Here is a 23,966-nt window from a genome sequence, read left to right on the forward strand (position 1 = left end):
CCCGCACGCGGGATGCCCCAACAGCGCCAGGCTTCGAGTTCCGAGTACGCTGCGGGCGCTCAGCCTTGGATGCCTACCCTTGCGGGCCTAACCTCGCTCACCGTGTTGCGGACGAATGATCCGGCGCCGGCGGCAAAGTCCCATTGCTCGATCTGGCAGAGGCCGAGTGTCGAGTCCTGTCCCCAGCGCAGCAGGTTCACCGAGTTGGGAACGCCTGGGCGGACGCGGGTCGAGACGGCCGTGCCGGCCTGCACCGCCCACATCGGCCGCGCCAGGTCCTTCAGTCCCAAGACGTACGGCAGGTGGATATGGCCGCCCATGACCAGGTCGGCGCCGGCCCCGGCCCAGCGATGCAGCGCAGCGTCATGGCCGTGCAGACGGTTGGGCAGGTCGTCATCGCGCGTCACGGCAATCGGCTGGTGAACCACCACGACGCGAAGCTGAGTCGCCGTGGCGCCTTCGAGAAGCGCGGCCACGCGCTCGATCTGCGGCGGGGAGATCTCTCCATCCTTGTGGCGCCGGGCACGCGTGGTGTTCACGCCCACCACCAGCAGGTCCTGAGAACGGCGCACCGGTTCGAGGTCGGTGCCGAAGGCGGCCGCATAGCGGGCGTAGGGGCTGCGCAGGCGCGTCCACAGATCGAAGAGCGGGATGTCGTGATTGCCTGGCACCGCCAGCACGGGCACGCCCAGTCGGTCGGTGAAGGCACGGGCGGCGCGGAACTGCGCGGGTCGGGCCCGCTGCGTGATGTCGCCGGACAGCACGACCAGATCGGGCCGCTGCTGACGTGCCAATTCCGCCAGCGCGTGGACGACGGTCGGCCGCTCGGTGCCGAAGTGCGGGTCGGAGACTTGCAGCAGGACGGTCATCCCCCGGTCTCCCCGCGCCGCGGCGCCAGCAGATACAGCGGCTGGGCGAGCACGCGGAAGTCCAGCGGTGCGCGCAGCGTCGCCACCTCGCCGTCAAAGGCCACCTTCACCCCGCGGCGCCCTTGCGTCAGCGTCGGGTTGACCACCATGTGCTGGAACTCGAAGCGTTCCACCCCGGCCGCCTCGCCGAGACGGCCCATCGCCCCGTGCAGCATCAGCCCGATCATCGGCAGCGTGCCGATGGGCCGCAGCATCAGGGCAGCCATGCTGCCGTCGCCAGGCGTGCCGGCCACCGTGTCCTCCGGCTCGGCACCGAGCTGCTGCAGTTGCAGCCGGTTGTTGCCGACGAAGAGCGTCAAGGTTTGCACGTCGCGCACCGTGCCACCCATCTCGATGTGGACGCGCAACTTGCGTTGCGAGCGCAACAGCGTCGCGCAGGCGGCCACGAACGCCACCCAGCGGCTGCGCCCGAAGCGGGCCTTGTAGGCCTCGCGGTCTTCCAGCAGATCCGGGTACAGCCCGAGGCTGGCGTTGACGAGGAACAGGTGGTCATTGATGCCGGCCACCTGCACCGGAACGGGCGTCGAGCGAAGCAGCTGGCTGACCGCCTCGGTCGGGTCGACCGGAATGCCGTGGGTGCGGGCAAAGTAGTTGAAGGTGCCCTGGGGCACCACGCCCATGGCGCAGCCCGTAGCGTGTGCGGCCTGTGCCACTGTGTTCAGCGTACCGTCACCGCCGACCGCCACCACGGCGGTGTGGGCGGACAAGGCCCGTTGCGCCTTCTCGTGTGCCACCCGCGCCAGCTCTTGCGGCGCGCAGAAGTGCAGGTCGCCGCGGCGACCCTCGGCCTGCAGCGCCGCCTCGATGCTTTCGCGCTTCGTGTCCGCATCGCTGCTGCCGGAGGCCGCGTTGATGACGAACTGCAGCGGTGCCGAAGGATCGATGCTGTGAGCACCCCACATGGCAGGGACAGACAATTCGCGAAGACGGCGGTCAGTCGCGGCGCAGCAGGTCACCGAACACGGCGTGTTCGCCGTCCCGGCGCTCGGGACCCGGTGCGTCATACAGGACTAGCCAGCTCGTCTTGCCGCCCGACAGCGCCGGCGGCAACTGGCAGATGGCCTCGGCCCGGTTGACGCCGCGACCATGCGGCAGGGGCACCGACTCGGTCAAGGCCTCCTCGAAGCGCACCGGTTCGCGGTTGGCGGCGAGCGCTGGCCGGGCCCCATGCCACTTGAAGACGCGGATGTCACCGTTCAGCACCATCGTCGGGCCGGCCAGGATGAACAGGTCGTCGCCAGAGAAGTGCAGATCCCGGATGCCCAGGCCGTCGAGCTGTAGGAAGTGCTTGCGGATCAGCGTGCCGCTGTCGTCCAGCGGCACCAGGCGCAAGTCGTCGGCGCGGGCCTCAATCTGGATCTCGAGCAGCGCCGACCAGCCCCGCAGCACCGGGCCGCGAAGGCCCAGCAGCAGCCGGCGGCCGTCCACGGCCAGTCCCTCGATGTCGAAGCCGTTGTCCTTGCCAGGAATGGCCATGTAGGGGCCGAAGTGGGGGTCGTCGGCCAGGGCGCGGGTGAGCAGGTTGGACTGGGCGTCCCCCTTCAGGCGCAGCGCCTTGCGGCCGTCCTGGGCACGGCGCACCAGGCAAGGGGCGCCCTGGGCGTCAGGCTCGATCGGCAGGCAGGCCAGCAGGCGCCGGTTGCCGTCCAGCGCCACCTTGGCCAGCCGCCTGGCGTTGTCGGCGTGGCTGCGCTCGGGCTTGGCGTTCTTGCGCTTCAGGCCATGCGATCCCACCACCCAGAGAAAGCCGTCGGCAACGGCCATGCCTTCCAGATCGGCCTCTTCGTCGGCCGCGCCTGGCAGATCCAGCAGGTCGGCGAGCGGAAAGTCACGCACCTCACCGAAGCGCAAAACCTCGCGTCCCACGGGGTCGAGACGGCGCAGGCGGTCCAGACCGCAGGCTTCGTCGCCGGCAACCCAGAGCCACTCGCCGCTGAAGGCAGCTCCCGAGAGGTTGGACCGGACCAGCGATTCGGCGGCGAACTCCAGGCGGACGGCGTTCGCGGTTCGTGCATTGGGCATGGCGTTTCTCCGCATGAGACATGGCAGGACGGGGTGCGCGTTGCGACGCGCTGCGCGCCACGGTCGCCAAACCCAGCAGTCTGGGGCAGAACCGATGCGCTGCGTTCAGGCTTTTCCGATGTTGATGTTCTCCCAGTTCTGCTTTTACAGAACCGACCCCAGCCCCAGATTCGATGTGTCCAGCAACCGATGGAGATCCGTGATGCAAGTGCTCTTCAAGTCCCGACACCCCCAGGCCACCGAACTGCGTGACCTGACCGAGCGCCGCGTTCGCTTCGCGCTGCGGCGACTGGGTTGGCTGGTGCCGCGCGCCGAAGTGCAGATGACTGACGTGAACGGCCCGCGTGGTGGCATCGACAAGCGTTGCCAAGTGGAACTCCGGACGGACGGATCCGGATCGGTGGTCGTCGCCTCCGTGGCCGGTGACTGGCGGACCGCGCTGGACAACGCGCTGGCCCGCGCAGCACGGTTCCTCATGCGTCTGTGGCGGCGCGGGAGCGACTCGCGTCGCATGCGCCAGCGCCTCATCGGCGTCGAGCGCTGAAGAGCAGGGACAGCAGGCCTGGTCACCGTCCGTCTGCATGTCTCTGTCCTCAAACCGTTCACCGGCGTGACCAGCCTGTTCGGCTTCTGCCGTTCCGAAGATTGACACTCACCAGGAATTCACCATGAAGTGCCCGACCTGCACCGACACCGCGCTCGTGATGAGCGACCGCCAGGGCGTCGAGATCGACTACTGCCCGCAATGCCGCGGCGTGTGGCTGGACCGGGGCGAACTCGACAAGCTGATCGAGCGCTCGGCAACGATGGCCCCGGCCACGACTTCGGCGGACAGCGCGGCCACCCGCTCTCAGCCCGGGTTCGTGGACTCAGACTACGAGCATGGTCGAGGTGCGCACGGCCACCGCAAGAAGTCCTGGCTGGGCAACTTCTTTGACTGAACCCGGAACGAGCCACTCACGGAGCACCCATCATGCGCAGCTATCCCACCAACAGCCCGCAGGCAGCCGCCCGCATCCTCGCATTGACCGTGGTCGCCGATGGCGACATCGGTGACGCCGAGCTGCAGTGGCTCGACCGGCTGGCCGTACACGAGCGGTTGGGCCTGGCTCGGCATGAGCTGCTTGCCCTGCTGGACACCTTCTGCGAAGACCTCTTGTCGAGCGGCCAGTTGAAGTGGGCCGACGCCTGCCCGGTCGACGAGCGCACGCTGGCAGACCTGATGGGCGAGATCCAGGACCCCGCGCTGCGGCTGAAGTTGCTGCGGCTGTGTGTCGAACTCGCCGAAGTCGATACCCGAGTCGACGACGGCGAATCATTCGTGCTCGTTGCTGCGGTCGAGCACTGGGGACTTCACCATGAGATGCTTCGGTCGAGCCACCAAGACTGATCAACTCTCATTGCAGAGGCACTCCATGGCGCGGATAGGTCTGGGCGTCTTCTGTACCAAGCAGATCTGATTGCCCCGGGACTAGTCTGGACCAGAGGGCAAGAGTGCATTGAACATCCGCTGTGGGGACATGATTGCCATGTTCGCTCTTGGCCGAGTCGGGCCGGCGAGCGGTCCAGCCTCATCGCCGCAAAGCAGTCATCTGAGGCCTTGTCTCGTCCGAAACTGAGAGCGCTGGGCGACCGGCCGCTTGTGGCCGACTGCGTGAGTCTGGCTGCACACCAGATAGCAGCCACTCGCAGCTGGCCACGTCCGCGTTGCGCGGGTGGCCAGCGGTCTGCTGGATCAGATCTCTGTTTGCTCAGAGATCTCGAGCGCGTCATCAACCTCGATCCCGAGGTATCGGACTGTCGACTCCAGCTTGGAATGGCCCAGCAGCAGCTGCACGGCGCGCAGGTTCTTGGTGCGTCGGTAGATCAGCGTCGCCTTCGTCCTGCGCATCGAGTGCGTCCCGTAGTCGGCGCGGTCCAGGCCCAGTTCGTCGACCCAGTGCCCGAGGATCCGGGCGTACTGGCGTGTGCCGAGGTGCGGTGAGTCGTGGAGCCGGCTGGGGAAGATGAAGTCATCCGACTTCAAGCCAGCCTGCTTGATCCACTCTTGTAAGGCATCCCGGGTGGCCGGCGTGATCTCGAACTGGACCGGGCGCTGGGTCTTGTGCTGCAGGACGATGGCGCGCGTGGCAACCTGATCCCCATGACAAACATCTCGGACCTTCAAGGCGACAAGATCACACCCACGCAGCTTGCTGTCGATGCCCAGGTTGAACAGCGCGAGCTCCCGCACCCGGTGCTCCATCTGAAAGCGAACGCGCAGCGCCCAGATGTCTTTGAGCTTGAACGGGGCCTTCTGCCCGATGATCTTGCCCTTGTTCCACGGCTCGCGAATAGCGTTGATGCCTGTGTTGCCCATGATGGTCTCCCATCGAGTTGAGGGCCACACAAGATGCGCCGACTCTCCATCGGGTCCCTTGCCCTGGGTCAACCCTAACCCCATCGTGGACCGGGCCGATGGACCGCTTACTGGCTCAGGCAGCTACTCACACTCCCGGCCACGAGCCGACTATCGGGTTGCCGCTCGATAGCAGCCCGTCGGTTGGCATCGGCCTGCCGGCTGGCAGCCGCAGTCAGGCTCTGGCCAAGCCAGACCAGGCTGAAACGAGCGCTGCCACGGCGCGGTCGATGTCATCGACCCGGGTCGTGCGTCCCACCGACAAGCGCACCGCACCGAGGGCGCGCGCGGTGTCGATGCCCATGGCGGCCAGCACGCCGCTGACCGCGTCATGCTCGGAGTGGCAAGCCGAGCCGACCGATGCCGCCAACGTGGCTGCGGCATCGGCCAGCAGGGCGCGGCCGCTGACGCCGGGGAAGGAGACGTGCAAGGTGTTCGGCAGCCGGTGCTGTGGATGGCCATTGAGCTGCAGGCCGGGTACGCCGGCACCGAGCCTCGCATGCAACCGGTCACGCAGGGCGAGCAACTTCGGGGTCAGATCGGGCAGCGACGCCGAGGCGAGCGCAGCAGCAGCGCCCAGCGCGACGATCAAGGCCACGTTTTCGGTGCCCGGTCGCAGGCCATGCTCCTGGTCGGCCCCGTGCATGACGGCGCGGATCGGCGTGCCGGCGCGCGCGTACAAGGCGCCGACGCCCTTGGGGGCGTTGAACTTGTGCCCGGCCAGGGTGAGCAGATCGACGCCAAGTTCATCGACGTCGACGCGCAGCTTGCCGGCCGACTGTGCGGCGTCGGTGTGCAACAGGATGCCGCGCGGGCGTGTCAGCGCCGCAATCGCGGCCACAGGCTGGAGCGTGCCCACCTCGTTGTTCGCGTGCATCACCGACACCAGGGCCGTGTCGGGCCTCAGCGCGCGGCCGACGTCATCGACCGACACGCGTCCGAAGGCGTCGACAGGCAGCACGGTGACGTCCCACCCTAGGCTGCGAAGGTGCATGGCCGGCGCCATGACCGCCGGGTGTTCGACCGCGCTGACCACCAGGTGGCGCTTCTCGACACCGAGTGCGCGTGCCACGCCCAGCAGCGCCAGGTTGTTGGCCTCGGTGGCGCAGCCGGTGAAGACGATTTCCTGCGCGGCTGCGCCTATGAGTCCGGCCACCTGGCCCCGAGCCGCGGCCATTGCTTGCGCGGCGCGCTGGCCGTAGGGGTGGGCGCTGGACGGATTGCCGTACTCACCACGCAACCACGGCAGCATCGCATCGAGCACTTCCGGCGCCACCGGCGTGGTGGCGTTGTGGTCGAGGTAGATCGGATCACTCATGGTTGGGGCTTGTTGGCCGTCGCGCGTGCCTGCAGCGAAGCCATGTAGTCGCGGATGCGCTTGGCGTTCACACCCCGGTCGATGCGACCGAGCCGTGACCGGGAACGCACGTCCACCAGCGCACCCCCGTCTGCGGTCTTCACCCTCACGATCACCTCGTCGATGAAACCATATAGCAGGCTGCTGCTGGTCGCTTCGATGCGGCCCTCGGCTGGCACGCTGGCGACGACGGTCCAGCCCTTCTCCTGGGCGACCGACAAGGCCTGCGCAAAGGCCTGCTCTGGCGTCAGACCGAGCTTCAACGGGACCACGTCGGGATAGGCTGCACGCTGTAAAGCGGCCGACTTCCCGCCAGGGTAGTCGGTCGGGTTGGGCATGTCCCAGAACACCGGAGCATCCGCCGTGTCGGTGCTGATGTCGTTGATGGGCGGCGTGGTGCGGCTGGCATATTCCCACTGCAGCGCCATTCCCAGCGGCAACAGCGCCACCAGCAGCCCGAGGACGGCAATGGCCCGTCCGCGCCGTACCGCACGCGGACGGGCCTGGATCAGGCCGATCCCGGACAGGACGAGCGCGACGCCGGCACCATAGGTCGCCCACTCGGAGACCTGCAGGCCGCGCGTGAAGGGCCACCAGCCGAGCCGATAGCCGATGCCGGATGCCACGATGGTGGTGATCGCTGCGAGGCCGAGGATCAAGCCCCACGATGCGGGCCTGGACAAGGGTTTGGTCGATTTCGGCATCGCTTCGGCTTTCATCGCACTGTGCATTTCAGGCGTTCACGACGGCCCATCCATGGGCGCGCCAGGCAGTCATCCCGCCCCGGATGACCTGGGCGTCGCTGAAGCCGGCTTCGGCGAGCAAACGCGCTGCCTGTGCCGAACGCCGATCGGTGCGGCAGATCAAGCGGACAGGTCGTTGCTTTCGGCTCTCGAACTCCACTAAGCACTCGGGCAGTTCCTCCAGCGTCAAGTTGCGGGCTTGCGCGATATGCCCCAAGTCGCCCGTGAACTCGGCTACTGTGCGCACGTCCAGGAGGAGCACACCCTCACCCGCCTCGAGTTCGCACTTCAAGTCGAGCACGTCCAGCATCGGCTTTGCCCGGAGCTGGCGCACCAGCCTCGGCAACAAGGCCACGGCAGCCAGCAGTGATACGGCGATGGTGACGTTGCGCACCAAACCATCGCCACCCGACAGCGCCTCACGCCCGGCATGACCGAGCCAGGTGTAGGCGAACGCGCCGGGCAGCATGAAGACCCAGGTGGACAGCAGGTACGTGACGAACGAAATGCGGGTCAGACCCAGCGCGTAGTTCAGCAGGTTGAAGGGAAACAGGGGTACCAAGCGCACGAAGGCGACGAAGCGCCAGCCTTCGGATGCCACACCCTCGTTCAGCCGTTGCAGGCGCGGGCCGGCGCGACGCGCCACCCAGTCCGCGCCGAGGTGGCGAGCGATGAGGAAGGCCAATGCGGCGCCCAAGGTCGCCCCGGTCAGGTTCCACAGCGTTCCCCAGAGCGGCCCGAACAAGGTACCGCCGGCCAGCGTGAGGACGGCTCCCGGGAGGAACAGCACCGTGGCCACGGCGTAGAGGCCGATGAACACGACCGGCCCCGCCGCCCCGGCACCTTCGACCCAGGCCTGCAGCGCTGCCGCATCGAAGCGATCACGCCAGGCCAGCGCGAAGGCGATGGCCAGCACCAGTGCCAGGCCCAGCACCCAGCGCATGACCGACTTGTTCGTCACGAGGCGCCTTCGCCCGACGTTTCGTCCGACCAATGGCGACGGTTGATGGCGTAGCCGTCGACCTTGCCCTTGAACGGCATCAGCAGCATGCCGTCCAGGCGCGCCACTTCGCGCGGGTCGGTGTGGCCATGGATGCCGATGACGATGGCGTCATGCCCGGCGCGCGGTTGGGCGCGGTAGGTGCCGAACAGCCGGTCCCACCACGGCAGGTTGAATCCGAAGTTCGAGTTGGTCTCGTCGTCCTCGACCGAGTGGTGCACGCGGTGCATGTCCGGCGTGACGACGAACCACCTCAGCACGCGGTCCACCCCGGCCGGCAGGCGGATATTGCCGTGGTTGAACATCGCCGTGGCGTTGAGCAGCACCTCGAAGATCACCACGGCCAGCACCGGCGGGCCGAGCACGGTGACGGTGGCGAACTTGATCAGCATCGACAGTGCGATCTCGATCGGGTGGAAGCGTGCACCGGTGGTCAGGTCATAGTCCAGGTCGGCGTGGTGCACCTGGTGCAGCCGCCACAGCGCCGGCACGGCGTGCACCATCACATGCTGGAGCCAGATGACGAAGTCCATCGCAATCACCGCCAGCGGCACGGCCAGCCAGAAAGGCACCTCGAAGTGGTTGAGCAGGCCCCAGCCGTTGGCTAGGCCGAACGCGGCCACGCCAACCGCCGCCAGCGGGAATATGAGCCGCAGCAGCACGGTGTTGAGCACCACCAAGCCGAGATTGCTGCCCCAGCGCAAGGCCTTGGACACCGTCAGCGCGCGGCGCGGTGCGGCCAACTCCCACAGCGCCACGATCGCGAAGACACCCACGAAGAAGCCCAGCCGGATGGCTGGTTCATGGGCAAGGACGAATTGTTCGAGATCCATGGCTGTCTCCAGGAGGCCGGGGCTGAAGTGGCAGACAGGCTTTACCTTTCATACCAACGACCGTTAGAATGTACATTATGAACAACCGAACGCTCAAGGACCTTCTGTACGAACAGGTCGCCCGCGTGGGCAAGGCTCTGGCCAGCCCGAAGCGGCTGGAGATGCTGGAGATGCTGGCCCAGGGCGAGAAGGCGGTGGAGTCCGTGGCCGCTGAGGTCGGCATCGACGTCAAGCTCGCCAGTGCGCACCTGAAGGCGCTGAAGGAAGCCCGGCTCGTGCAAAGCCGGCGCGAGGGCAAGCGCATGGTCTACCGGCTGAGCGGCAAGGACGTGGCGCACCTCGGCGTGACGCTGCGCCAGGTGGCCGAAGAGCACCTGCTGGAACTGCGCCTGGCGCTGCAGCAGATGATGGCCGAGCCCGATCGGCTGGCCAGCGTCGGTCGCAAGGAGCTGCTGGCACAGGCCAAGCGCGGCGAGGTGCTCGTGCTCGACGTGCGGCCGCAGGAGGAATTCGACACGGCGCACCTGCCCTACGCGCGATCGATGCCGCTGCCTGAGTTGGCGCAGCGTCTGGCCGAACTGCCGCGTGACGTCGAGATCGTCGCCTATTGCCGCGGCCCGTTCTGCCTGATGTCCGACGAAGCGGTGAAGCTGCTGCAGGCACGCGGCTACCGCGCCCGCAAGACCTTCGATGGCGTCAGCGAATGGCAGGCGGCGGGCCTGCCGGTCCAAGGCGCCTGACGCAAACCTCTGAACAACCAGGGAACCACCATGGCCTCCACCCTGTTCATCCTCAATGACGCGCCCTATGGGAGCGAGCGGGCCTACAACGCCCTGCGCCTGGCAGCCGCAGTGGCAGGCAAGGACGACCAGCAGGTCAGGCTGTTCCTGATGGCCGACGCCGTGGCCTGCGCCAAGGGTGGCCAGAAGGTGCCCGAGGGCTACTACAACGTGCAGCTCATGCTCGGCAAGGTGCTGCGCAAAGGCGAAGTGGCGCTGTGCGGCACCTGCATGGATGCGCGCGGCCTGCGCGAGGACGAGGTCATCGAAGGCGCCCGGCGCAGCACCCTGGCGCAGCTGGCCGACTGGACCATCGAAGCCGACAAGGTGCTGGTCTTCTAGACCATGAAGGCCGGGCACATGCTTCCAGAGCTGGGTGTCATCGAGGGCTACTTCGGCAGGCCGTGGGCCCACGAAGATCGCAAGCGCGTGCTGACACAGCTGCGCGAACTGGGCTACGCATGGTTCCACCACGCGCCGAAGGCGGATGCCTTCCTGCGCCGACGCTGGCGCGAACCGCATCCGCCGGCCGCCTTCGCGCAGCAGGCCGACCTCTCGGCGCATTGCCGCAGCCTGGGCATGCGCTTCGGCATCGGGCTCAGCCCTTACGAGCTGTACCGCGACTACACCGGTGCCGCGAAGGCGGACTTCGCCGCCAAGCTCCGGGCACTCGATGAGATCGGCATCGATGATCTCGCGATCCTCTTCGACGACACACGGGGCGACGTGCCTGACCTGGCCGCGCGCGAAGCCGAGATCGTGCACGCCGCGATGGCCACCACCCGCGCCAGCCGGGTCCTGATGTGCCCGACCTACTACAGCGACGACAGGATGCTGGATGTCGTCTTCGGCGAGCGCCCTGCGGGTTATCTGGATGAGCTCGGGCGCCGGCTCGATCCGCGCGTCGGCGTCTACTGGACGGGCGAAGAGATCTGCGCCCGCGAATTCGGCGCCGGCCACCTGACACGCGTGGCCGAATCGCTGCGGCGCAAGCCGACGCTGTGGGACAACTACCCGGTCAACGACGGACCGCAGATGTCGCGCTTCCTGCACCTGCGCGGTTTCACGGGGCGCTCGAGTGCGATCAGGTCGCACATCGCGGCGCATGCCATCAACCCGGCGCTGCAGCCGCATCTGAGCCTGATTCCCGCTGCCACGCTGGCGGCCAGCTACCGTGACGGTCCGGCCTACGCCTACATGCACGCCTTCCGCGACGCCGCGCGCACCCTGGCAGGCGCCGACCTCGCGGCCATGCTCGAGGAAGACCTGCATGCCCTGCAGGACCGGGGCATCGACAAGTTGGGCGACGACCGCCTGCGACTGCGCCAGCGCTATCTCGCCTTGAGCCATCCCGTGGCGGCCGAGGTGGTGCGCTGGCTCGATCGGGCCGACACGGTGGACGGCTGGGTCGAGGAGGCCTGACCGCCAGCCGTCACCGTCACAGACCAAAGAGCTGCAAACCCTGGAAACCCCCATGTCCCGACTTCGAATCGCACTGACCCTGGCGCTGGCTTGTGCCGCCTGCCTGCCCATGGCAGCCCAGGCCCAGGCCGACAAGGCCACCCTCAACTCGCTGGAGGGCTACTTCGACTTCGTGGACGCCAACGCCGGCACCATCCTGCCCGAGCAGATCCCGGCCGAGGACTACAAGAAGTTCTACGTGCTCGACGTGCGCGATGCGGCCCAGTTCACGAAGGAGCACGTGCCTGGCGCCGCGAACATCGAATGGTGGCAGGTCTTTGCGCAGCGCACCAAGCTGCCCAAGGACAAGACGATCCTCGTCTACTGCAACACCAGTTCGTTCGCGGCCCAGGTGGCGATGGCGCTGCGCATGGACGGATTCGAGAACGTCCGCCTGCTGTACGGCGGCTTCAACGAATGGAAGGCACGCGGCGGCGTGGAAGCTTATTCGCGTGCGGGCAAGAAGAGCTGACGGGTGGGCCTTCTTCTGCAGCCCTCGCGTTTTCTGGCTCCCGGGTTGGCCCAGATCGCACTGCACCGGCACGATCCCCAGTAGGGCCAGGAGCGACCTTGGCCCTGCGCACTCCTGCCGTGCCCTACGCCGGCGTCAGGTCCGTCGTCGGCCTGACCACTTCGCTGGCCCTACACGCGGTGGTTTTCATGCTGGCCTCCACGCACCTTGGTGCGCTCAAGGACAGGCCTGACCTGCCGCCACGCGAGCGGACGATCACGTTGCTGGTCCTCCAGCCGCCCGAGCCCGAGAAGTCAGCGCCGGAACCCGACCATACGACCGTCGTGGCAGATGCGCCCGCCTTTCCACCTGCCCCCATCCCGGTGCCAGAAGTCGGCTCGCCAGTAGGGCCCGCCGCACCCAGCGAACCTGCATCCATGGCTGCGCCGCCAGCGCCGACGGCAGAAGAATGGGCCTTCGCCTCCACGTACAAGCTGAAGAACAGCAAGGGCTACCGCTACGCCTGGGGGCAGCAGGTCCGCAGCATGATGGGTACGGTGGTCGAGGGGCCCGACCAAGGCATGGTCAGGTTCCGGGTGGAAATCGCGCCCGATGGCAGCCTGGCCAGGCTCGACACGCTGTGGTCGACATCGGCTGCCGCCGAGCGACTCGCCCGCCAGGCGGTCGGCAGCATGCCGCGATGGCCCCCCACACCGACCGGCCGGCCCTTGATCTTCGAGAAGACCATCTCGTTCTCGCCGTTTGCCTCGGACGGCCCGCCGCTCTACAAGGACGACTGTCTGCCCGACCCGCCGGTGTTCACCAATCCGTTCGCCTGGGATGGCAAATCAGCACGCGTGCAGGTCCAGGCCGATCCGCCCGAGAAGCCCGATCCCCAGACGCTGGAGGATTGCCTCAAGCAACTGCCGCGCGATTCGATCGAGGCGGAAAGCGCACGTGACCAGCGCCTGATGGACCAATGGGGCTGGGGCTCCAGCAAACTTGGGCGATGAGCGTTCGACGTGACTTCACGCCGTGGCCGTCTAGCCTGACGGGTCCATGACCGCAGCCTGACCGCATCACCGTGCGCGAAGGGTCAGCGCCGATGTCGATGAAGAAGCACCCCTACTGAATGCGATAAGCCGCGTGACAGGCCACGCAGGTCTGCGTCACCCTGGCCAGCGCGGCGAGGCTGCCCTTGAGATCTCCGGTCACCGACGCATCCTTGGCCACGATGGCGAACTGGCTGGCGCTGCGGTGCATGGCCGTACCGGCAGCCTGCATGCCCTGCGGCATGAACTTCGCCACGTCGTGCGCGCCGTGCAGACTGAGCGACGACATGCCCAGTCGCTGTTCGGCGATGTCGCTCGCCTTGTCAAAGGCGCCGCGAGCCAGGTGGTCCTGGATCTCGGCCAACGCCAGCAGGTGGTCACGCATGTTGGCCAGGGTATGCGTGCGCATCATCTCGGGGAACCGGACCATGACACGCGGATCGTCAGACGGTGCAACTGCTGCGTGGTCTGCAACGGCCGGGCCCGGCTGGTGGACGTGTGCCGCCGGGTCGCCCGAAGGCGCGGCACAGCCGGCCAGGATGGCCGCCATGGCGGCAGCGAAGAACTTCATGCGCGTCAAAGGCGCGGGATGCTGACGATTCATGGCTGCATGTTGCCGGGGTGGCACCCACGCTGCATATGATTCAAGTCATACGACGGGAATCACCGTCCTTCGCCAGGCGCAGCCACGAGCCGTCACGGTCGATGACCCCGTCTTTCTGCATCCGGGCCAGGGTCCGGTACAGCGATTCGTGCGTCAGGCCCAGCCTGCGCGCCAGGTCCTTGAGCGAGCCCATGATCTCCAGCTCGCACTGCGCTCCGCGGCCCTCGGAGAGCAGCAGGTGCCGGATGCGTTCCTCGGCGCTGCGCAGCGAGAGCCGCTCAATGCGGGCTCTCGCCGTGCGAAGTTGCGCGGCCAGCAACGCCATCCAGAGGTGCGCGAAGTCCGCGTCGTCCACCAGCAGCCGCTGGAAGTCGGCCTTCGCGGCGCGCAGGACCACACTGGGCTGCGACGCGACCGCGTCGCAGTGGTAGCGCGCGCTGTCGAGCGAGGCTTCGGCCAGGAACTCGCCGGGGCGGGCGTCGTGCAGCACCACCTCCTCGCCCTGGCGGCCGTGCCGGACCAGGCGTACGGCGCCTTCCTCGACGAAGTGGATGTACCGCGGCGGCGTGCCTGCCCGGAAGACGGGCTGCGCCGGCTGCAGGTCGAGACGAGAAACGCAAGGCAGCAGGGCACTCGGAAAGCTGGGGTGTCGGGACGCGGTCATGCCGTCGAGCCCGTGCGGTTTCTCGCTGCCACGGTCGGTGCCCGCCAGCGCGGGCGTAACGATGACGATGTTCTTGCGCTTCACGAGCCGAGGTTAGCTCGCCGGCAGCTTCAGTGGCTGTGCCGATGGTGCGCGTCAGGAAAGTGCTCGTGCGTGTGGGTCAAGGGCTCGTGGCGATGCGGGTGCGAATGGCGGCCAGCCACGGGGCCTTCTGCATGCTCATGTTGGTGGTGCACATCGTGTTCGTGCTCATGGTCGTGCTCCTCGGCCTGGTGGGCGTGCGCGTGGGCATGCCGCTCGGTCAGATGAAGCCACACGCCTGCGGCCATCAAAGCGCCCGCCACCAGCAGAGCCGGCGTGACCGGCTCGCCGAGCCAGGCCACCGCGAGCGCTGCGCCGAAGAAGGGCGCCACCGAGAAGTACGCTCCCGTGCGCGCTGTGCCGAGGTGCCGCAGCGCCACGACGAACAAGGTCAGGCTGACGCCATAGGCCCCGAGTCCGAGGAGCAATGCGCCGGCCAGCCAGGGGGCTGGCGGCAGGGATGCTCCGATGGCCAGTCCCAGTGCCAGGTTCACGCTGCCCGCGACCAGCCCTTTGATCGACGCAACCCACGTCGCGTCGGCGAGCGCCACCTTGCGGGTCAGGTTGTTGTCGACCGCCCAGGCCGCACAGGCCCCCAGCACGGCCAGTGCGGGCCAGGCCTCACCGATGCGCGCCTCGCCGGGCCAGCTCAACACCAGCGCGCCGGCGACGATGGCCACCATGCCGAGTGCAATGCGCCGGTCGAAGTTCTCCTTGAAGACAAACCACGCCAGCAAGGCCGTGAACACGCCCTCCGCATTCAGCAGCAGGGATGCCCCCGACGCTGGCATGCGGGACAAGCCAAACATCAGCAGCAGCGGGCCCAGGACCCCGCCCGCGAACACCGCGCCGGCGAGCCAGACCCGTTGATCGGCCGGCAACTTCACAGGTTCAGCGCGGGTGAGAAGGCGCCACAGCGCCAGGCCGATGCCGGAGCCCAGGTACAACAGTCCCGCGAGCAGCCAGGGATCCACGGTGCCCAGCAGCTGCTTGGCCATCGGCGTGCCGGCGCCAAACAGGGCCGCCGCCGCCAGCGCGGCGGCGACCCCGGGATGGACCAAGGAGCTTCGGATCGTCGGGGTCACGTTGGCGTCAGGTGTCGGGATGCGATTCGCGTTATCGCCGAAGGTCGAGATCGGCCACGAGCTTCGAGGCTTGCGCTCGTGATTTGACCTCATCGGCCTGAACGGCCTCCCAACTGAAGCTCGTTCCCCAGGCCCAACCGGAACCCACGAGTTCGACGACGCGCAGGTCACCGGCTCGTCCCTGGACATTGATGTCCACGGTCCGAGCCTCCCACTGTGCCGACAGGCGGTGTTCGCCCGGCTTCAGGCGCAGGCGCGCCAAAGACTCTGGAATGGTTGCCATGCTGCCCGCGCCGTCCACCGTCACGGGCACGACCATGCTGGCATCCGCCCAGCGGCGGCGCAGCACGTACACGGTCAGTGACGCCGGGTCGGCCTCGAAGCGTTTGACAGCGGCTTCGACGGCATCGGTCGGAACCGCCGTCGGTGTGCAGGTCAGTTTGGGGCGGTAGCTCTTGCCGATGCGATAGCAGTAGGTGCCGTCAGCGTTGACCGGGCGAAGGGGCTTCGTCATGCAGCCGGCCAAGGGCACGAGGCCGACGGCGGCCAAGCCGATCAGCAGGGTCCTGCGCTGGGGGAGTTGAGCTTTGCTCATGGTCGAGCTCGCCCTACTTCAGCGCAAACCGCACGGTTCCGGACGGCTTGCCGGCGATCGTGACGATGGCGACCGCCTTGGTGCCAGGGCCCACCTTGAAGGTGCCCTTGGCCTCCAGCTTGTCACCGGCTGGCTTGAGTTCGACCTCCTGCTTCTCGGTTCCGCTGAGCAACGTCAGCTTGGCGCTGGCCTTGGACACGTCGGCCGACTTGCCATGGTCGCGCAGGTGCAGCTGGATGACGGTTGGCTTGGCGACCAATTCGTAGTCCATGTCCTTGGACTCGGTGACCACGCCGCCATGCTTGGGGCTGTGGTCGTGCGCGCCTCCGGCGTGGGCAGTGCTGGCCAGGACAAGGGCGATCGCGGCGGCAGCGTAGAACTTGGCTTTCATGGGTTTCCTTTCAGTGGAGTGGGAACGGGGAATGATTGAGATCGCGCTCACAACGCCTCGATGTCCTTGGCATCCATGAGCTTGCCTGCCGGCTTGCGGCCGAACAGCCAGAACATGGCGGGCGTGAGGAAGGTGTCGAGCAGGGTCGAGCTGATGAGCCCGGAGAAGATCACCACGGCCACCGGGTGCAGCACCTCGGTGCCGGGACGTTCGGCCTCGAACAGCAGCGGTGCCAGCGCAAAGGCCGTGACCAGCGCCGTCATCAGCACCGGGCTCAGCCGCTCCAGCGAGCCGCGCATGATCATCTTCTGGTCGAAGTTCTCGCCCTCGAAGCGCATCAGGTTGATGTAGTGGCTGACCTTCAGGATGCCGTTGCGCACTGAGATGCCGGCCAGCGTGACGAAGCCGACCATGGCCGCGACGCTGAGCGGCTGGCCCGACAACCACAGCCCGATCACCGCGCCCACCAGGGCCAACGGGATGTTCACCATGATCAGCGCCGACAGCACGGCGCTCTGGTAGCGCGTGTAGAGCACCACGAACATCAGCGTCAGCGACACGATGGACAGCAGCCCGATCAGGCGCGAGGCTTCTTCCTGCGCCTGGAACTGGCCGCCCAGCGTGATGAACATGCCCTCGGGCAGCTTGGTCTCGGCGGCCACCTTGCGGATGTCGGCCACGATCTCCGACAGCGGCCGGCCTGACGCGTTGGCCGACAGCACGATGCGCCGCTTGCCATCGTCGCGGCTGATCTGGTTGGGGCCGTCACTGTCCTCGATGCTGGCCACCTTCGACAGCGGGATCCGCCCGCTGGGGGTCTCGATGAGGATCTGGCTCAAACCCTCGATCGAACGCGCCGACTCCGGCAGCCGCACCACCAGCGCAAAGCGGCGGTTGCCCTCGATGATCTGCGCCACGCGCTCACCTTCCACCAGGCCCTGCAGCGTGGCCAGGATCTGCGGCGCCGGCACGCCGTACTGTGCCGCCGCCGCATAGTCCACGCGCACCTTGATCTGCGGCGCGAGCACCTGCTTCTCGATCTGCAGGTCAGCGATCCCCGGAATGGTGGCCAGCTTCGCACGCAGTGCATCGGCCTGGCCGCGCAGGGCGTCCAGGTCTTCGCCGTAGATCTTGATCGCGATCTGCGAGCGCACACCCGAGAGCATGTGGTCGATGCGGTGCGAGATCGGTTGGCCGACCTCGATGGCCGCGGGCAGGTTGACCAGCCGACTGCGGATGTCGGCCCGTACCTCGTCCATGGTGCGCGCCAGCTGCTCGGCTGGAACGATGCCGACATCGAGCTCGCTGACGTGTACGCCCTCGGCGTGTTCGTCGAGTTCGGCCCGGCCGCTGCGCCGGCCGACGTGTGTGACCTCCGGTACCTGCGAGATCAGCACCTCGGCCTGCCGCGCCAATGCCGAACTCTCGGTGAGCGTGACCCCAGGATTCAGGCGAATGCCCACCAGCAAAGTGCCTTCGTTGAAGGGCGGCAGGAAGGTGGTGGGGAAGAAGGGCACGGCAGCGCCCGCCGCCAGCACCGCCAGGCCAGCGGCTGCCAGGGCAGCCTTGGGGCGGTTCAGCACCGCCTGCAGGCCGCCACGGTAGTGCCGCTTCAGCCAGGCCAGGGCTCGTGTGTCGCCGTGGTCCAGCGTCTTCAGGCGGGGCAGCAGGTAGTAGCTGAGCACCGGCGTCACCGTCACCGACACCAGCAGCGAAGCCAGCGTCGAGGCGATGAAGGCCACGCCCAGCGGCACGAACAGCCGCCCCTCGATGCCCGGTAGCGCAAACAGCGGCAGGAACACCAGGACGATGATCACCGTGGCGTACAGGATGCCCGAACGCACCTCCATCGAGGCCTTGGCCACCAGCTGAAGGGGGTGCAGGCGGTGCTGTGGGTGGCGCGCCCGGTCCTCTTTCAGCCGGCGCAGGATGTTCTCCACATCCACCACGGCGTCGTCCACCAGGCCGCCGATGGCGATTGCCAGGCCACCCAGCGTCATCGTGTTGATCGACAGGCCGAAGTAGCGGAAGACCAGCGCGGTGATGAAGATCGACACCGGGATCGCCGTCAGCGCGATCACGGTGGGCCGGACCGTGCCGAGGAAGAAGAACAGGATCACCGCGACGAAGATCGACGCGCCAATCAGCTTGCCTTGCAGCGTGGTGATCGAGGCCTCGATGAAGCTGGCCTGCCGGAACGTCACCCGCGGTGCTTCCATGCCCGCGGGCAGTGAGGCCTTCAGCCCCGTGAGCGCGTCTTCGATGGTGCGCGTGAGCGCGATGGTGTCGGCGGTGGGCTGCTTCTGGATGCCCAGGATGACCGCCGGCTTGCCTTCGAAGCCGCCCTCGCCGCGCTTGATGGCCGCGGCGAATGTCACCTCGGCGATCTGCCGCAGCAGGATGGGTTGCCCACGGTTGCTGCCCACGGCCAGGTTGCTAAGGTCCTCCAGCCGCGAGGTGCGGCCCAGGTGGCGGATGAGGTACTCGCGCCCGTTGAGCTCAAGAAAGCCGCCGGAGGTGTTGGCCGAGAAGCCGCGCAGCGCCGCCTCCAGCTGGTCGTGCGTGATGCCGAGTTCGGCCATGCGGGCCGTGTTCGGCTGCACCTGGAACTGCCGCACCTCACCACCGATCGGGATGACCTGCGCGACGCCGGGCACCGCCAGCAGCCGGGGCCGCAGCACCCAGTCGGCGTACTCGCGCACGGCCATCGGGCTGATCTTCTTCTCGTCGACGGGAATCGCGATCTGCATGATCTCGCCCATGATCGAGCTAATGGGTCCCATCCGTGGCACCAAGCCTTCGGGCAGACCTTCTTCCATGGCCGACAAGCGCTCGGCAACAAGCTGCCGCGCCCGATAAATGTCCACGCTCCAGTCGAAGGTGACGTACAGGAACGACAGGCCGGCCGACGAGGTGGAGCGCACGCTCTCCACGCCCGGCAGGCCGTTCATCGTCGTCTCCAGCGGGAAGGTGATCAGCTGCTCCACCTCTTCGGCGGCCATGCCGCCCGCCTCGGTCATGATCGTGACCGTGGGCTTGTTGAGATCGGGGAACACGTCCACCGGCGTGCGCGTCAGCGTGAACGCGCCATAGACCATCAGCACGACGGCCGCGATCAGTACCAGCAGCCTGTTGGCCAGGCTGCTTTCGAGTAGCCACTTGAACATGTCAGCGCACCTGGTTGATCAAGGTGGCGCCTTGTGTCGCGACGCGGTCACCGGGTTCGAGCCCGGAGGTGACTGCGGCGTTGACACCGTCCAGCGGCTCGGTGGTGACGGTTCGGGGTTCGAAGCGTTCCGGCGCCGTCTTCACCCAGACCACCGTCTGGTTGGCTGGGTTTTTCATCAGCGAGGCTACTGGCACCGGGATGCCCTTGACCTTGTCTTTCGTCTGCACGAACACGCGCACCGGCTGGCCCACGGCCAGCTGATTGAGTGCGGCACCCTGGGCGCGGAAGGCCAGCGGCAGCGCCTGCTCACGCAGGCTGCGCGAGGCGCCGATGAAGGTCAGCGGCACTCGCTGATTGCCCAGGGCCATCGTCGCGGTACCTATGCTGGAAGCGATGGCGGCATCGAAGGCCAATGCCTCGATGCGCAGGCGTGAGGGGTCGACGATCTCGAAGATGAGTTCGCGTGCATCCACCACCTGGCCGGCCACGACGTTGGCCGAGGCGATCACGCCCGACACGGGCGCCACAAGCGCCTCGCGCGTGGACAGACCACCACCTACCGCGGCGATACGCGCCGACAGGCTGGCGGCTTCGCTCTCGGCTGCTTCGATCTCTTTGCGCGGCACGGTGTCGGCCAGTTCCTGCAGGCGCGAAATGCGCTTGTCGGCCAGGGCCTTGGCGGCGCGCAGCTCCGCGAGCTGGGCCGCCTGGTTGGAGCGCTCGATGGGCGCCGCCGAAGGCACGACGTAGGCCAGCACCTCGCCCTTGCGCACCATCTGCCCGGGGTTGGGCAGGCCACGCGGCCCGGGTTCGATGCGGCCTGCGTTCAGCGGCTGCACCTTGCCACCGGCATTCGGGTCCATCTGCACCTTGGCGTTCAGTTCCACGGTGCGGGGCAGTTCTGCCGCTTCGGTGACGACAGTGCGCACACTCAGCTGCCGCTGTGCGGGCTTGGGCAGGAAGACGCTGCCATCGGGCTGTCGCTGCGGTCCGTTGGCGCTGGGCGCGGCAGGGGCGTCACCATGGTCGTGGCCCGGGCCGGCGTAGGCAGGGCGCAGTCCTGTCAGGGCGATCAGCAGCCCCAGGCTGGAGGCGATCAGGGTGCGCTTCATGCTGCAGCTCCCGTACGAACGCTGCGCGCATGGATCACACGGCGTCCGCCCCAACCGAGAAGACCTAGTGCGGCGATGCCGGCTACCGCCCACCCCGCGTACTCTGTCCAGGAATGCGTGTGCGCGGCCTCGTCGACGTGAGATTCCTCGTGGATGTCGAGTTCACCGGCCAGCAGGTCGGCTTCATTGCCGGCGGTCACCGTAGCGGTCACCGGCAAAACGCCGACCTTGGGTGCCTCGGGCAGCACGACCTCGTATTCATCGACGCCAAGCTTCTCAGCCTTGAACTTGGCCCCGCCGATCTCGAGCTCGATCTGCGCGCCGCGCACGGGGCTGTTGTCGGCGAAGCGATCCAGGTACAGCGTGATCTGCTTGCCGCTGAGCACGCCGACGAGTTCGAAGGTCTCGGACACGGCCGAGAAGCGCGGCAGCGCCTGGCCGACGGCTGCGGGCGCCGCGTCACCGTGGTCGTGGCCTGGGCCGGCCCAGGCGGGGGATGCAACAAGGATGGCCGCAGCAAACAGCGCGGCCGGGAGAATCGGAAAGTTCATGGGGGATGTCCTGGAAGATTCGTGGAGTGGCGTCACGGGCGTGTCACTGGGGCAGAAGTCCCAGGGCCTGGCGCCATGCAGAGATCGCTGCAGCGAGCTCGATGCGGGTGCGTGCGGCCTGGCGTTCGGCCTCGGCCGCTTCGGCCTCAATGCGCAGGCGTGTCGGCAGATCGGTTTCACCCAGCCGGAAAGACTTGTCGAAGAAGCCTCGCGACTCGCGGGCCAGCTGCGCGCGCCTTTCGACAGCGACCAGCTGCGTGCGCGAGGCTTCGACCCGCATGCGCGCCGCTTCCCGTTCTGCAGTGAGGCGCTCACGTTCCAGAGCCAGCTGGGCCTGGATCTCCATGGCTTCAGCGCGTGCGTTGGCGCTGCGGGCGTCGGATCGCGGGCCGGCGCCGAAGGGGATGCGAATGCCCAGCGTGATGGTTTGCTGGGACGCCTCGCCGCGCGCCCCGCGGTCGCGCGTGGTGGCCAGCATCAGCTCAGGGTTGGCGCGGGACTGGGTGGCAATGAGTTCGACGGAACGCTGCGCCACGGCGGCACGGTCCTTAAGCTCTTGAAGCGCAGCATGCGCTTCGATCTCGGTGGCTGAGGCGCCGGGATCCGGCTCTGCCAGGCTGTCGTCAGCGCCGGACAAGGCGGGTGCGGCGCCGGCCAGTGCACGCAGATGCTGTCGAGCCAGCGCGAGGCCGGCCTCAGCCTGCGCAACAGCGGCTTCCCCGCCGGCTACCGCGCCGTCGGCCTGATGCTGATCGGCGCGGGCCAGATCGCCAGCCTTCGCACGCCGCGCAACGTCGGCGGCGATGAGGCGGGTGCTTGCGAGCTGCTCGCGGGCGGTCACCAACTCGATGCGCGCACGCTGCCACTGCCACCACGCATCGCGAACAGCGGCAGCGACGCGCAGTTGCGCTGCGTTGGCCCGGCTTTCGATGGCCGCGCCCTCGGCGTCGGCCATGGCTGCACTGCGACCACGCTCACCGGGCAGCCAGAGCGGCACAGCGATGCCAACTTCGACTTCACGCGCGCCCTGGTTGTTGCCCAGGCGGTCGGTCCTGTTCGAGACTTCCAGTGCTGCCGGCTGAGGCGTCCAGGCCTTGGCGGCACTCTGCTGAGCACGTGCGGCGTCGCGCCGCGCCTGCAGCGCCAGGGCTTCAGGCTGGCGGGACCAGGCAGCGTCGAAGACCTGTCGCAGATTCAACGGGCTTGCAGCGGCTTCCGTGCTGCCTGCTGCGGGCGCCACTGCGGCATTTGCAGCATCCGCGGCTGTCTGCGCCGCCACGGCCGCGCCGCACAGGGTCGCAGCGCCCGCCACACTCGCGCGCAACAGCCAGACCTTCGTTCGAGTTCGATATCTCATCCAATGCTCCAGTGTTGAAAACAACCCACGGGAGATCGGCAAGCGGCGACCAACAGGTCGCGTCGTGCCCGACGGCGCCGCACGCTGCGGCGCGCACTCAGGCGCGAACGGGCTTCAGAAGGGGAAGAGACCCGCCTCGCCGATCAGGCAAGGGGCAGCCACTGAGGGCGTTCGGGTCGGGTCGGTGCGTGTGCACCACCCGTTTCGTCGAGGGTGGCGCTGGGCAGCGCGGTCGAGAGCGCACCAGGCAGGCCTATCGGCAATGTCAGCATCGCGCTGCAGGTGCCGTGGCAATGACCGCAGTCCAGGTCCATGGCGCCAGGCAACTTGTCGCCCCTGACGCCACCAGCCTCGTCTGGAGACGAAGTCAGATCTGCACCCGCATCTGCAGCAGGCCCGGCATCGCTGCCGGCGTGGACGTGGTGCTCATGGTCATGGTGACCAAAATGTCCGGTACTAGCCTGAGCCTCATGCGCGCAATAAGACGCGACCACTGCCCAGCTGAACTGGAGCGGAAGCATGGCGAGCAGAAAAATGGCGAGGATCCGACGCACGATCGAGAGTCTAGCTGCTACAGGGTTTGTTCAGGCGCATGCAGGGCGAGCAAGTCGTGGGGTTTCACCACTTCGAGGCGCGGACGCGCGCAACGTTGCGATTCATCCCGTGGCGGATGACGCGCTCATACAGCCAGCGCCTGATGCCTGACAGGTTGGAGCCGTGGCGCGTGTAGAACGCGTCTGGGCTGTCGAAGACACCGAAATCGTCGGCGATGCCTTCCTTCTGGATGTAGGTGTCCTCGCCAAGCCACTCGACCCCGGGCGCCGACAGGTCGAGCGTGGCGGCGCCATAGCCGCAGAAGCGCCGTGCCTGCGGGAAGCGCCGCTGCAGGCTGGCCAGGTACGGTGCGTCGAGGATGAAGCCTTCCAGCGCGATCCAGCGGCCTTCCAAACTCACTTCGACCCAGCTGTGGATGATGCGCTGCGGCGCCAGCCAGTAGGCCAGGCCGGTGATTGCGCCTTTCTGTAGCGGCTTGTCGATCGTGAAGCCGTGGAAGCGGCAGGGAACGCCCACCGCGCGCAGCAAGGCCATCAGCAGCGTGCTCTTGGTGTTGCATTGGCCGATGCCGTCGGCCAGCACACTGGATGCCGGCAGCTCGTCGCCCTCGTTGTAGCCAAAGGCGATTTCGTTGCGGACGAAGTCGTACACGGCGCCAATTCGGTCGTAGGGGGGCAGGGTTCGCCATTCACGGCGAGCCACCAGCGCTTCGATGTCGGGGTGGTTGACATCCAGCAGCGGGGTCGCGGCAAGTAGGGTGTGCATTGCGTCGGACAT

26 protein-coding genes are annotated in these 23,966 nt (G+C 67.5%); 8 read left to right on the forward strand and 18 right to left on the reverse strand.

Going from position 1 to position 23,966, the window contains the following annotated elements; all coding sequences use genetic code 11:
• Positions 1–59 precede the first annotated feature (59 nt).
• The 3 genes from EOE66_RS08840 to EOE66_RS08850 are packed head-to-tail and all read right to left on the reverse strand — an operon-like array spanning position 60 to position 2,951.
• Positions 60–869, reverse strand: a complete 810-nt coding sequence (locus EOE66_RS08840; protein WP_128228347.1) for a metallophosphoesterase family protein — start codon at positions 867–869, stop codon at positions 60–62.
• Positions 866–1,846, reverse strand: a complete 981-nt coding sequence (locus EOE66_RS08845; protein ID WP_245478970.1) for a diacylglycerol/lipid kinase family protein — start codon at positions 1,844–1,846, stop codon at positions 866–868. Before EOE66_RS08845 ends, EOE66_RS08840 begins: the two co-directional genes overlap by 4 nt.
• 16 nt (positions 1,847–1,862) lie before the next feature.
• Positions 1,863–2,951, reverse strand: a complete 1,089-nt coding sequence (locus tag EOE66_RS08850) for a DUF3616 domain-containing protein (protein WP_128228349.1) — start codon at positions 2,949–2,951, stop codon at positions 1,863–1,865.
• Positions 2,952–3,153: 202 nt separating this feature from the next.
• On the opposite strand from EOE66_RS08850, the gene EOE66_RS08855 reads away from it, so the two are divergent.
• The 3 genes from EOE66_RS08855 to EOE66_RS08865 all read left to right on the forward strand — a co-directional run bounded on the left by EOE66_RS08855 (position 3,154) and on the right by EOE66_RS08865 (position 4,341).
• Positions 3,154–3,495 carry an HPF/RaiA family ribosome-associated protein gene (locus EOE66_RS08855; protein ID WP_128228350.1) on the forward strand — a complete coding sequence of 114 codons (342 nt, stop codon included), beginning with the start codon at positions 3,154–3,156 and terminating at the stop codon, positions 3,493–3,495.
• Between the two features lie 124 nt (positions 3,496–3,619).
• Entirely contained in the window at positions 3,620–3,892 is a 273-nt protein-coding gene (locus EOE66_RS08860) for a TFIIB-type zinc ribbon-containing protein (RefSeq protein WP_128228351.1), read from the forward strand.
• A 32-nt stretch (positions 3,893–3,924) separates the two neighbouring features.
• The gene (locus tag EOE66_RS08865) at positions 3,925–4,341 is read left to right on the forward strand and encodes a tellurite resistance TerB family protein (RefSeq protein WP_128228352.1); all 417 of its coding nucleotides are present in this window, start codon (positions 3,925–3,927) and stop codon (positions 4,339–4,341) included.
• A 345-nt stretch (positions 4,342–4,686) separates the two neighbouring features.
• Here EOE66_RS08865 and EOE66_RS08870 read toward each other — a convergent pair whose 3' ends face one another.
• From EOE66_RS08870 to EOE66_RS08890, 5 genes are all read right to left on the reverse strand, one after another.
• Positions 4,687–5,310, reverse strand: a complete 624-nt coding sequence (locus EOE66_RS08870; protein ID WP_128228353.1) for a tyrosine-type recombinase/integrase — start codon at positions 5,308–5,310, stop codon at positions 4,687–4,689.
• Positions 5,311–5,524: 214 nt separating this feature from the next.
• Positions 5,525–6,667: a cysteine desulfurase family protein gene (locus tag EOE66_RS08875; protein WP_128228354.1), complete on the reverse strand. Its 1,143-nt coding sequence runs from the start codon at positions 6,665–6,667 to the stop codon at positions 5,525–5,527.
• Complete coding sequence (locus EOE66_RS08880) at positions 6,664–7,425, reverse strand: DUF1499 domain-containing protein (RefSeq protein ID WP_164885049.1); 762 nt, start codon at positions 7,423–7,425, stop codon at positions 6,664–6,666. The genes EOE66_RS08875 and EOE66_RS08880 overlap by 4 nt, the downstream gene beginning before the upstream one ends.
• Before the next feature lie 13 nt (positions 7,426–7,438).
• Positions 7,439–8,410, reverse strand: coding sequence for a VTT domain-containing protein (locus EOE66_RS08885; protein WP_205702669.1), 972 nt, complete (start codon positions 8,408–8,410; stop codon positions 7,439–7,441).
• Entirely contained in the window at positions 8,407–9,282 is an 876-nt protein-coding gene (locus tag EOE66_RS08890) for a sterol desaturase family protein (protein WP_128228356.1), read from the reverse strand. The genes EOE66_RS08885 and EOE66_RS08890 overlap by 4 nt, the downstream gene beginning before the upstream one ends.
• A 77-nt stretch (positions 9,283–9,359) precedes the next feature.
• Between EOE66_RS08890 and EOE66_RS08895 the strand changes: the two genes are divergently transcribed.
• From EOE66_RS08895 to EOE66_RS08915, 5 genes are all read left to right on the forward strand, one after another.
• Positions 9,360–10,022 (forward strand): ArsR/SmtB family transcription factor, encoded by a 663-nt coding sequence (locus EOE66_RS08895; RefSeq protein ID WP_128228357.1) that lies wholly within the window; start codon positions 9,360–9,362, stop codon positions 10,020–10,022.
• 30 nt (positions 10,023–10,052) lie between these two features.
• Positions 10,053–10,403: a DsrE/DsrF/TusD sulfur relay family protein gene (locus EOE66_RS08900; protein WP_128228358.1), complete on the forward strand. Its 351-nt coding sequence runs from the start codon at positions 10,053–10,055 to the stop codon at positions 10,401–10,403.
• A gap of 18 nt (positions 10,404–10,421) precedes the next feature.
• On the forward strand, positions 10,422–11,483 hold the full coding sequence (locus EOE66_RS08905; protein ID WP_128228359.1) for a beta-N-acetylglucosaminidase domain-containing protein: 1,062 nt from the start codon (positions 10,422–10,424) through the stop codon (positions 11,481–11,483).
• A gap of 52 nt (positions 11,484–11,535) precedes the next feature.
• Positions 11,536–11,994 carry a rhodanese-like domain-containing protein gene (locus EOE66_RS08910; protein ID WP_128228360.1) on the forward strand — a complete coding sequence of 153 codons (459 nt, stop codon included), beginning with the start codon at positions 11,536–11,538 and terminating at the stop codon, positions 11,992–11,994.
• A 98-nt stretch (positions 11,995–12,092) separates the two neighbouring features.
• Positions 12,093–12,986 carry an energy transducer TonB gene (locus EOE66_RS08915; RefSeq protein WP_245478971.1) on the forward strand — a complete coding sequence of 298 codons (894 nt, stop codon included), beginning with the start codon at positions 12,093–12,095 and terminating at the stop codon, positions 12,984–12,986.
• Positions 12,987–13,098: 112 nt separating this feature from the next.
• Here EOE66_RS08915 and EOE66_RS08920 read toward each other — a convergent pair whose 3' ends face one another.
• From EOE66_RS08920 to EOE66_RS08970, 10 genes are all read right to left on the reverse strand, one after another.
• Entirely contained in the window at positions 13,099–13,596 is a 498-nt protein-coding gene (locus EOE66_RS08920; protein WP_245478972.1) for a hypothetical protein, read from the reverse strand.
• 73 nt (positions 13,597–13,669) lie between these two features.
• Entirely contained in the window at positions 13,670–14,377 is a 708-nt protein-coding gene (locus EOE66_RS08925; RefSeq protein ID WP_128228362.1) for a Crp/Fnr family transcriptional regulator, read from the reverse strand.
• 26 nt (positions 14,378–14,403) lie between these two features.
• Positions 14,404–15,459: a DMT family transporter gene (locus EOE66_RS08930; protein ID WP_310733102.1), complete on the reverse strand. Its 1,056-nt coding sequence runs from the start codon at positions 15,457–15,459 to the stop codon at positions 14,404–14,406.
• A gap of 31 nt (positions 15,460–15,490) precedes the next feature.
• Positions 15,491–16,054, reverse strand: a complete 564-nt coding sequence (locus EOE66_RS08935; RefSeq protein ID WP_128228364.1) for a hypothetical protein — start codon at positions 16,052–16,054, stop codon at positions 15,491–15,493.
• A gap of 13 nt (positions 16,055–16,067) precedes the next feature.
• Positions 16,068–16,445 carry a hypothetical protein gene (locus EOE66_RS08940; RefSeq protein WP_128228365.1) on the reverse strand — a complete coding sequence of 126 codons (378 nt, stop codon included), beginning with the start codon at positions 16,443–16,445 and terminating at the stop codon, positions 16,068–16,070.
• A 47-nt stretch (positions 16,446–16,492) separates the two neighbouring features.
• Positions 16,493–19,612, reverse strand: coding sequence for an efflux RND transporter permease subunit (locus EOE66_RS08945; RefSeq protein ID WP_128228366.1), 3,120 nt, complete (start codon positions 19,610–19,612; stop codon positions 16,493–16,495).
• Position 19,613: 1 nt separating this feature from the next.
• Positions 19,614–20,726: an efflux RND transporter periplasmic adaptor subunit gene (locus EOE66_RS08950; protein WP_128228367.1), complete on the reverse strand. Its 1,113-nt coding sequence runs from the start codon at positions 20,724–20,726 to the stop codon at positions 19,614–19,616.
• Positions 20,723–21,277, reverse strand: a complete 555-nt coding sequence (locus EOE66_RS08955) for a hypothetical protein (protein WP_128228368.1) — start codon at positions 21,275–21,277, stop codon at positions 20,723–20,725. Before EOE66_RS08955 ends, EOE66_RS08950 begins: the two co-directional genes overlap by 4 nt.
• Before the next feature lie 43 nt (positions 21,278–21,320).
• Positions 21,321–22,634 carry a TolC family protein gene (locus EOE66_RS08960; RefSeq protein ID WP_128228962.1) on the reverse strand — a complete coding sequence of 438 codons (1,314 nt, stop codon included), beginning with the start codon at positions 22,632–22,634 and terminating at the stop codon, positions 21,321–21,323.
• Between the two features lie 618 nt (positions 22,635–23,252).
• Positions 23,253–23,966: a transglutaminase-like domain-containing protein gene (locus EOE66_RS08970; protein ID WP_128228370.1), complete on the reverse strand. Its 714-nt coding sequence runs from the start codon at positions 23,964–23,966 to the stop codon at positions 23,253–23,255.

This window comes from Rubrivivax rivuli, from assembly GCF_004016505.1.
Taxonomy (GTDB): Bacteria; Pseudomonadota; Gammaproteobacteria; order Burkholderiales; family Burkholderiaceae_C; genus Rubrivivax; species Rubrivivax rivuli.

Bases quoted from the DNA above. Each gene is read 5' to 3' on its own strand.
- EOE66_RS08840 (WP_128228347.1), bottom strand. From the start codon at position 869: ATGACCGTCCTGCTGCAAGTCTCCGACCCGCACTTCGGCACCGAGCGG.
- EOE66_RS08850 (WP_128228349.1), bottom strand. From the start codon at position 2,951: ATGCCCAATGCACGAACCGCGAACGCCGTCCGCCTGGAGTTCGCCGCC.
- EOE66_RS08855 (WP_128228350.1), top strand. From the start codon at position 3,154: ATGCAAGTGCTCTTCAAGTCCCGACACCCCCAGGCCACCGAACTGCGT.
- EOE66_RS08860 (WP_128228351.1), top strand. From the start codon at position 3,620: ATGAAGTGCCCGACCTGCACCGACACCGCGCTCGTGATGAGCGACCGC.
- EOE66_RS08865 (WP_128228352.1), top strand. From the start codon at position 3,925: ATGCGCAGCTATCCCACCAACAGCCCGCAGGCAGCCGCCCGCATCCTC.
- EOE66_RS08870 (WP_128228353.1), bottom strand. From the start codon at position 5,310: ATGGGCAACACAGGCATCAACGCTATTCGCGAGCCGTGGAACAAGGGC.
- EOE66_RS08875 (WP_128228354.1), bottom strand. From the start codon at position 6,667: ATGAGTGATCCGATCTACCTCGACCACAACGCCACCACGCCGGTGGCG.
- EOE66_RS08880 (WP_164885049.1), bottom strand. From the start codon at position 7,425: ATGAAAGCCGAAGCGATGCCGAAATCGACCAAACCCTTGTCCAGGCCC.
- EOE66_RS08890 (WP_128228356.1), bottom strand. From the start codon at position 9,282: ATGGATCTCGAACAATTCGTCCTTGCCCATGAACCAGCCATCCGGCTG.
- EOE66_RS08895 (WP_128228357.1), top strand. From the start codon at position 9,360: ATGAACAACCGAACGCTCAAGGACCTTCTGTACGAACAGGTCGCCCGC.
- EOE66_RS08900 (WP_128228358.1), top strand. From the start codon at position 10,053: ATGGCCTCCACCCTGTTCATCCTCAATGACGCGCCCTATGGGAGCGAG.
- EOE66_RS08905 (WP_128228359.1), top strand. From the start codon at position 10,422: ATGCTTCCAGAGCTGGGTGTCATCGAGGGCTACTTCGGCAGGCCGTGG.
- EOE66_RS08910 (WP_128228360.1), top strand. From the start codon at position 11,536: ATGTCCCGACTTCGAATCGCACTGACCCTGGCGCTGGCTTGTGCCGCC.
- EOE66_RS08920 (WP_245478972.1), bottom strand. From the start codon at position 13,596: ATGAAGTTCTTCGCTGCCGCCATGGCGGCCATCCTGGCCGGCTGTGCC.
- EOE66_RS08935 (WP_128228364.1), bottom strand. From the start codon at position 16,054: ATGAGCAAAGCTCAACTCCCCCAGCGCAGGACCCTGCTGATCGGCTTG.
- EOE66_RS08940 (WP_128228365.1), bottom strand. From the start codon at position 16,445: ATGAAAGCCAAGTTCTACGCTGCCGCCGCGATCGCCCTTGTCCTGGCC.
- EOE66_RS08945 (WP_128228366.1), bottom strand. From the start codon at position 19,612: ATGTTCAAGTGGCTACTCGAAAGCAGCCTGGCCAACAGGCTGCTGGTA.
- EOE66_RS08950 (WP_128228367.1), bottom strand. From the start codon at position 20,726: ATGAAGCGCACCCTGATCGCCTCCAGCCTGGGGCTGCTGATCGCCCTG.
- EOE66_RS08955 (WP_128228368.1), bottom strand. From the start codon at position 21,277: ATGAACTTTCCGATTCTCCCGGCCGCGCTGTTTGCTGCGGCCATCCTT.
- EOE66_RS08960 (WP_128228962.1), bottom strand. From the start codon at position 22,634: ATGAGATATCGAACTCGAACGAAGGTCTGGCTGTTGCGCGCGAGTGTG.
- EOE66_RS08970 (WP_128228370.1), bottom strand. From the start codon at position 23,966: ATGTCCGACGCAATGCACACCCTACTTGCCGCGACCCCGCTGCTGGAT.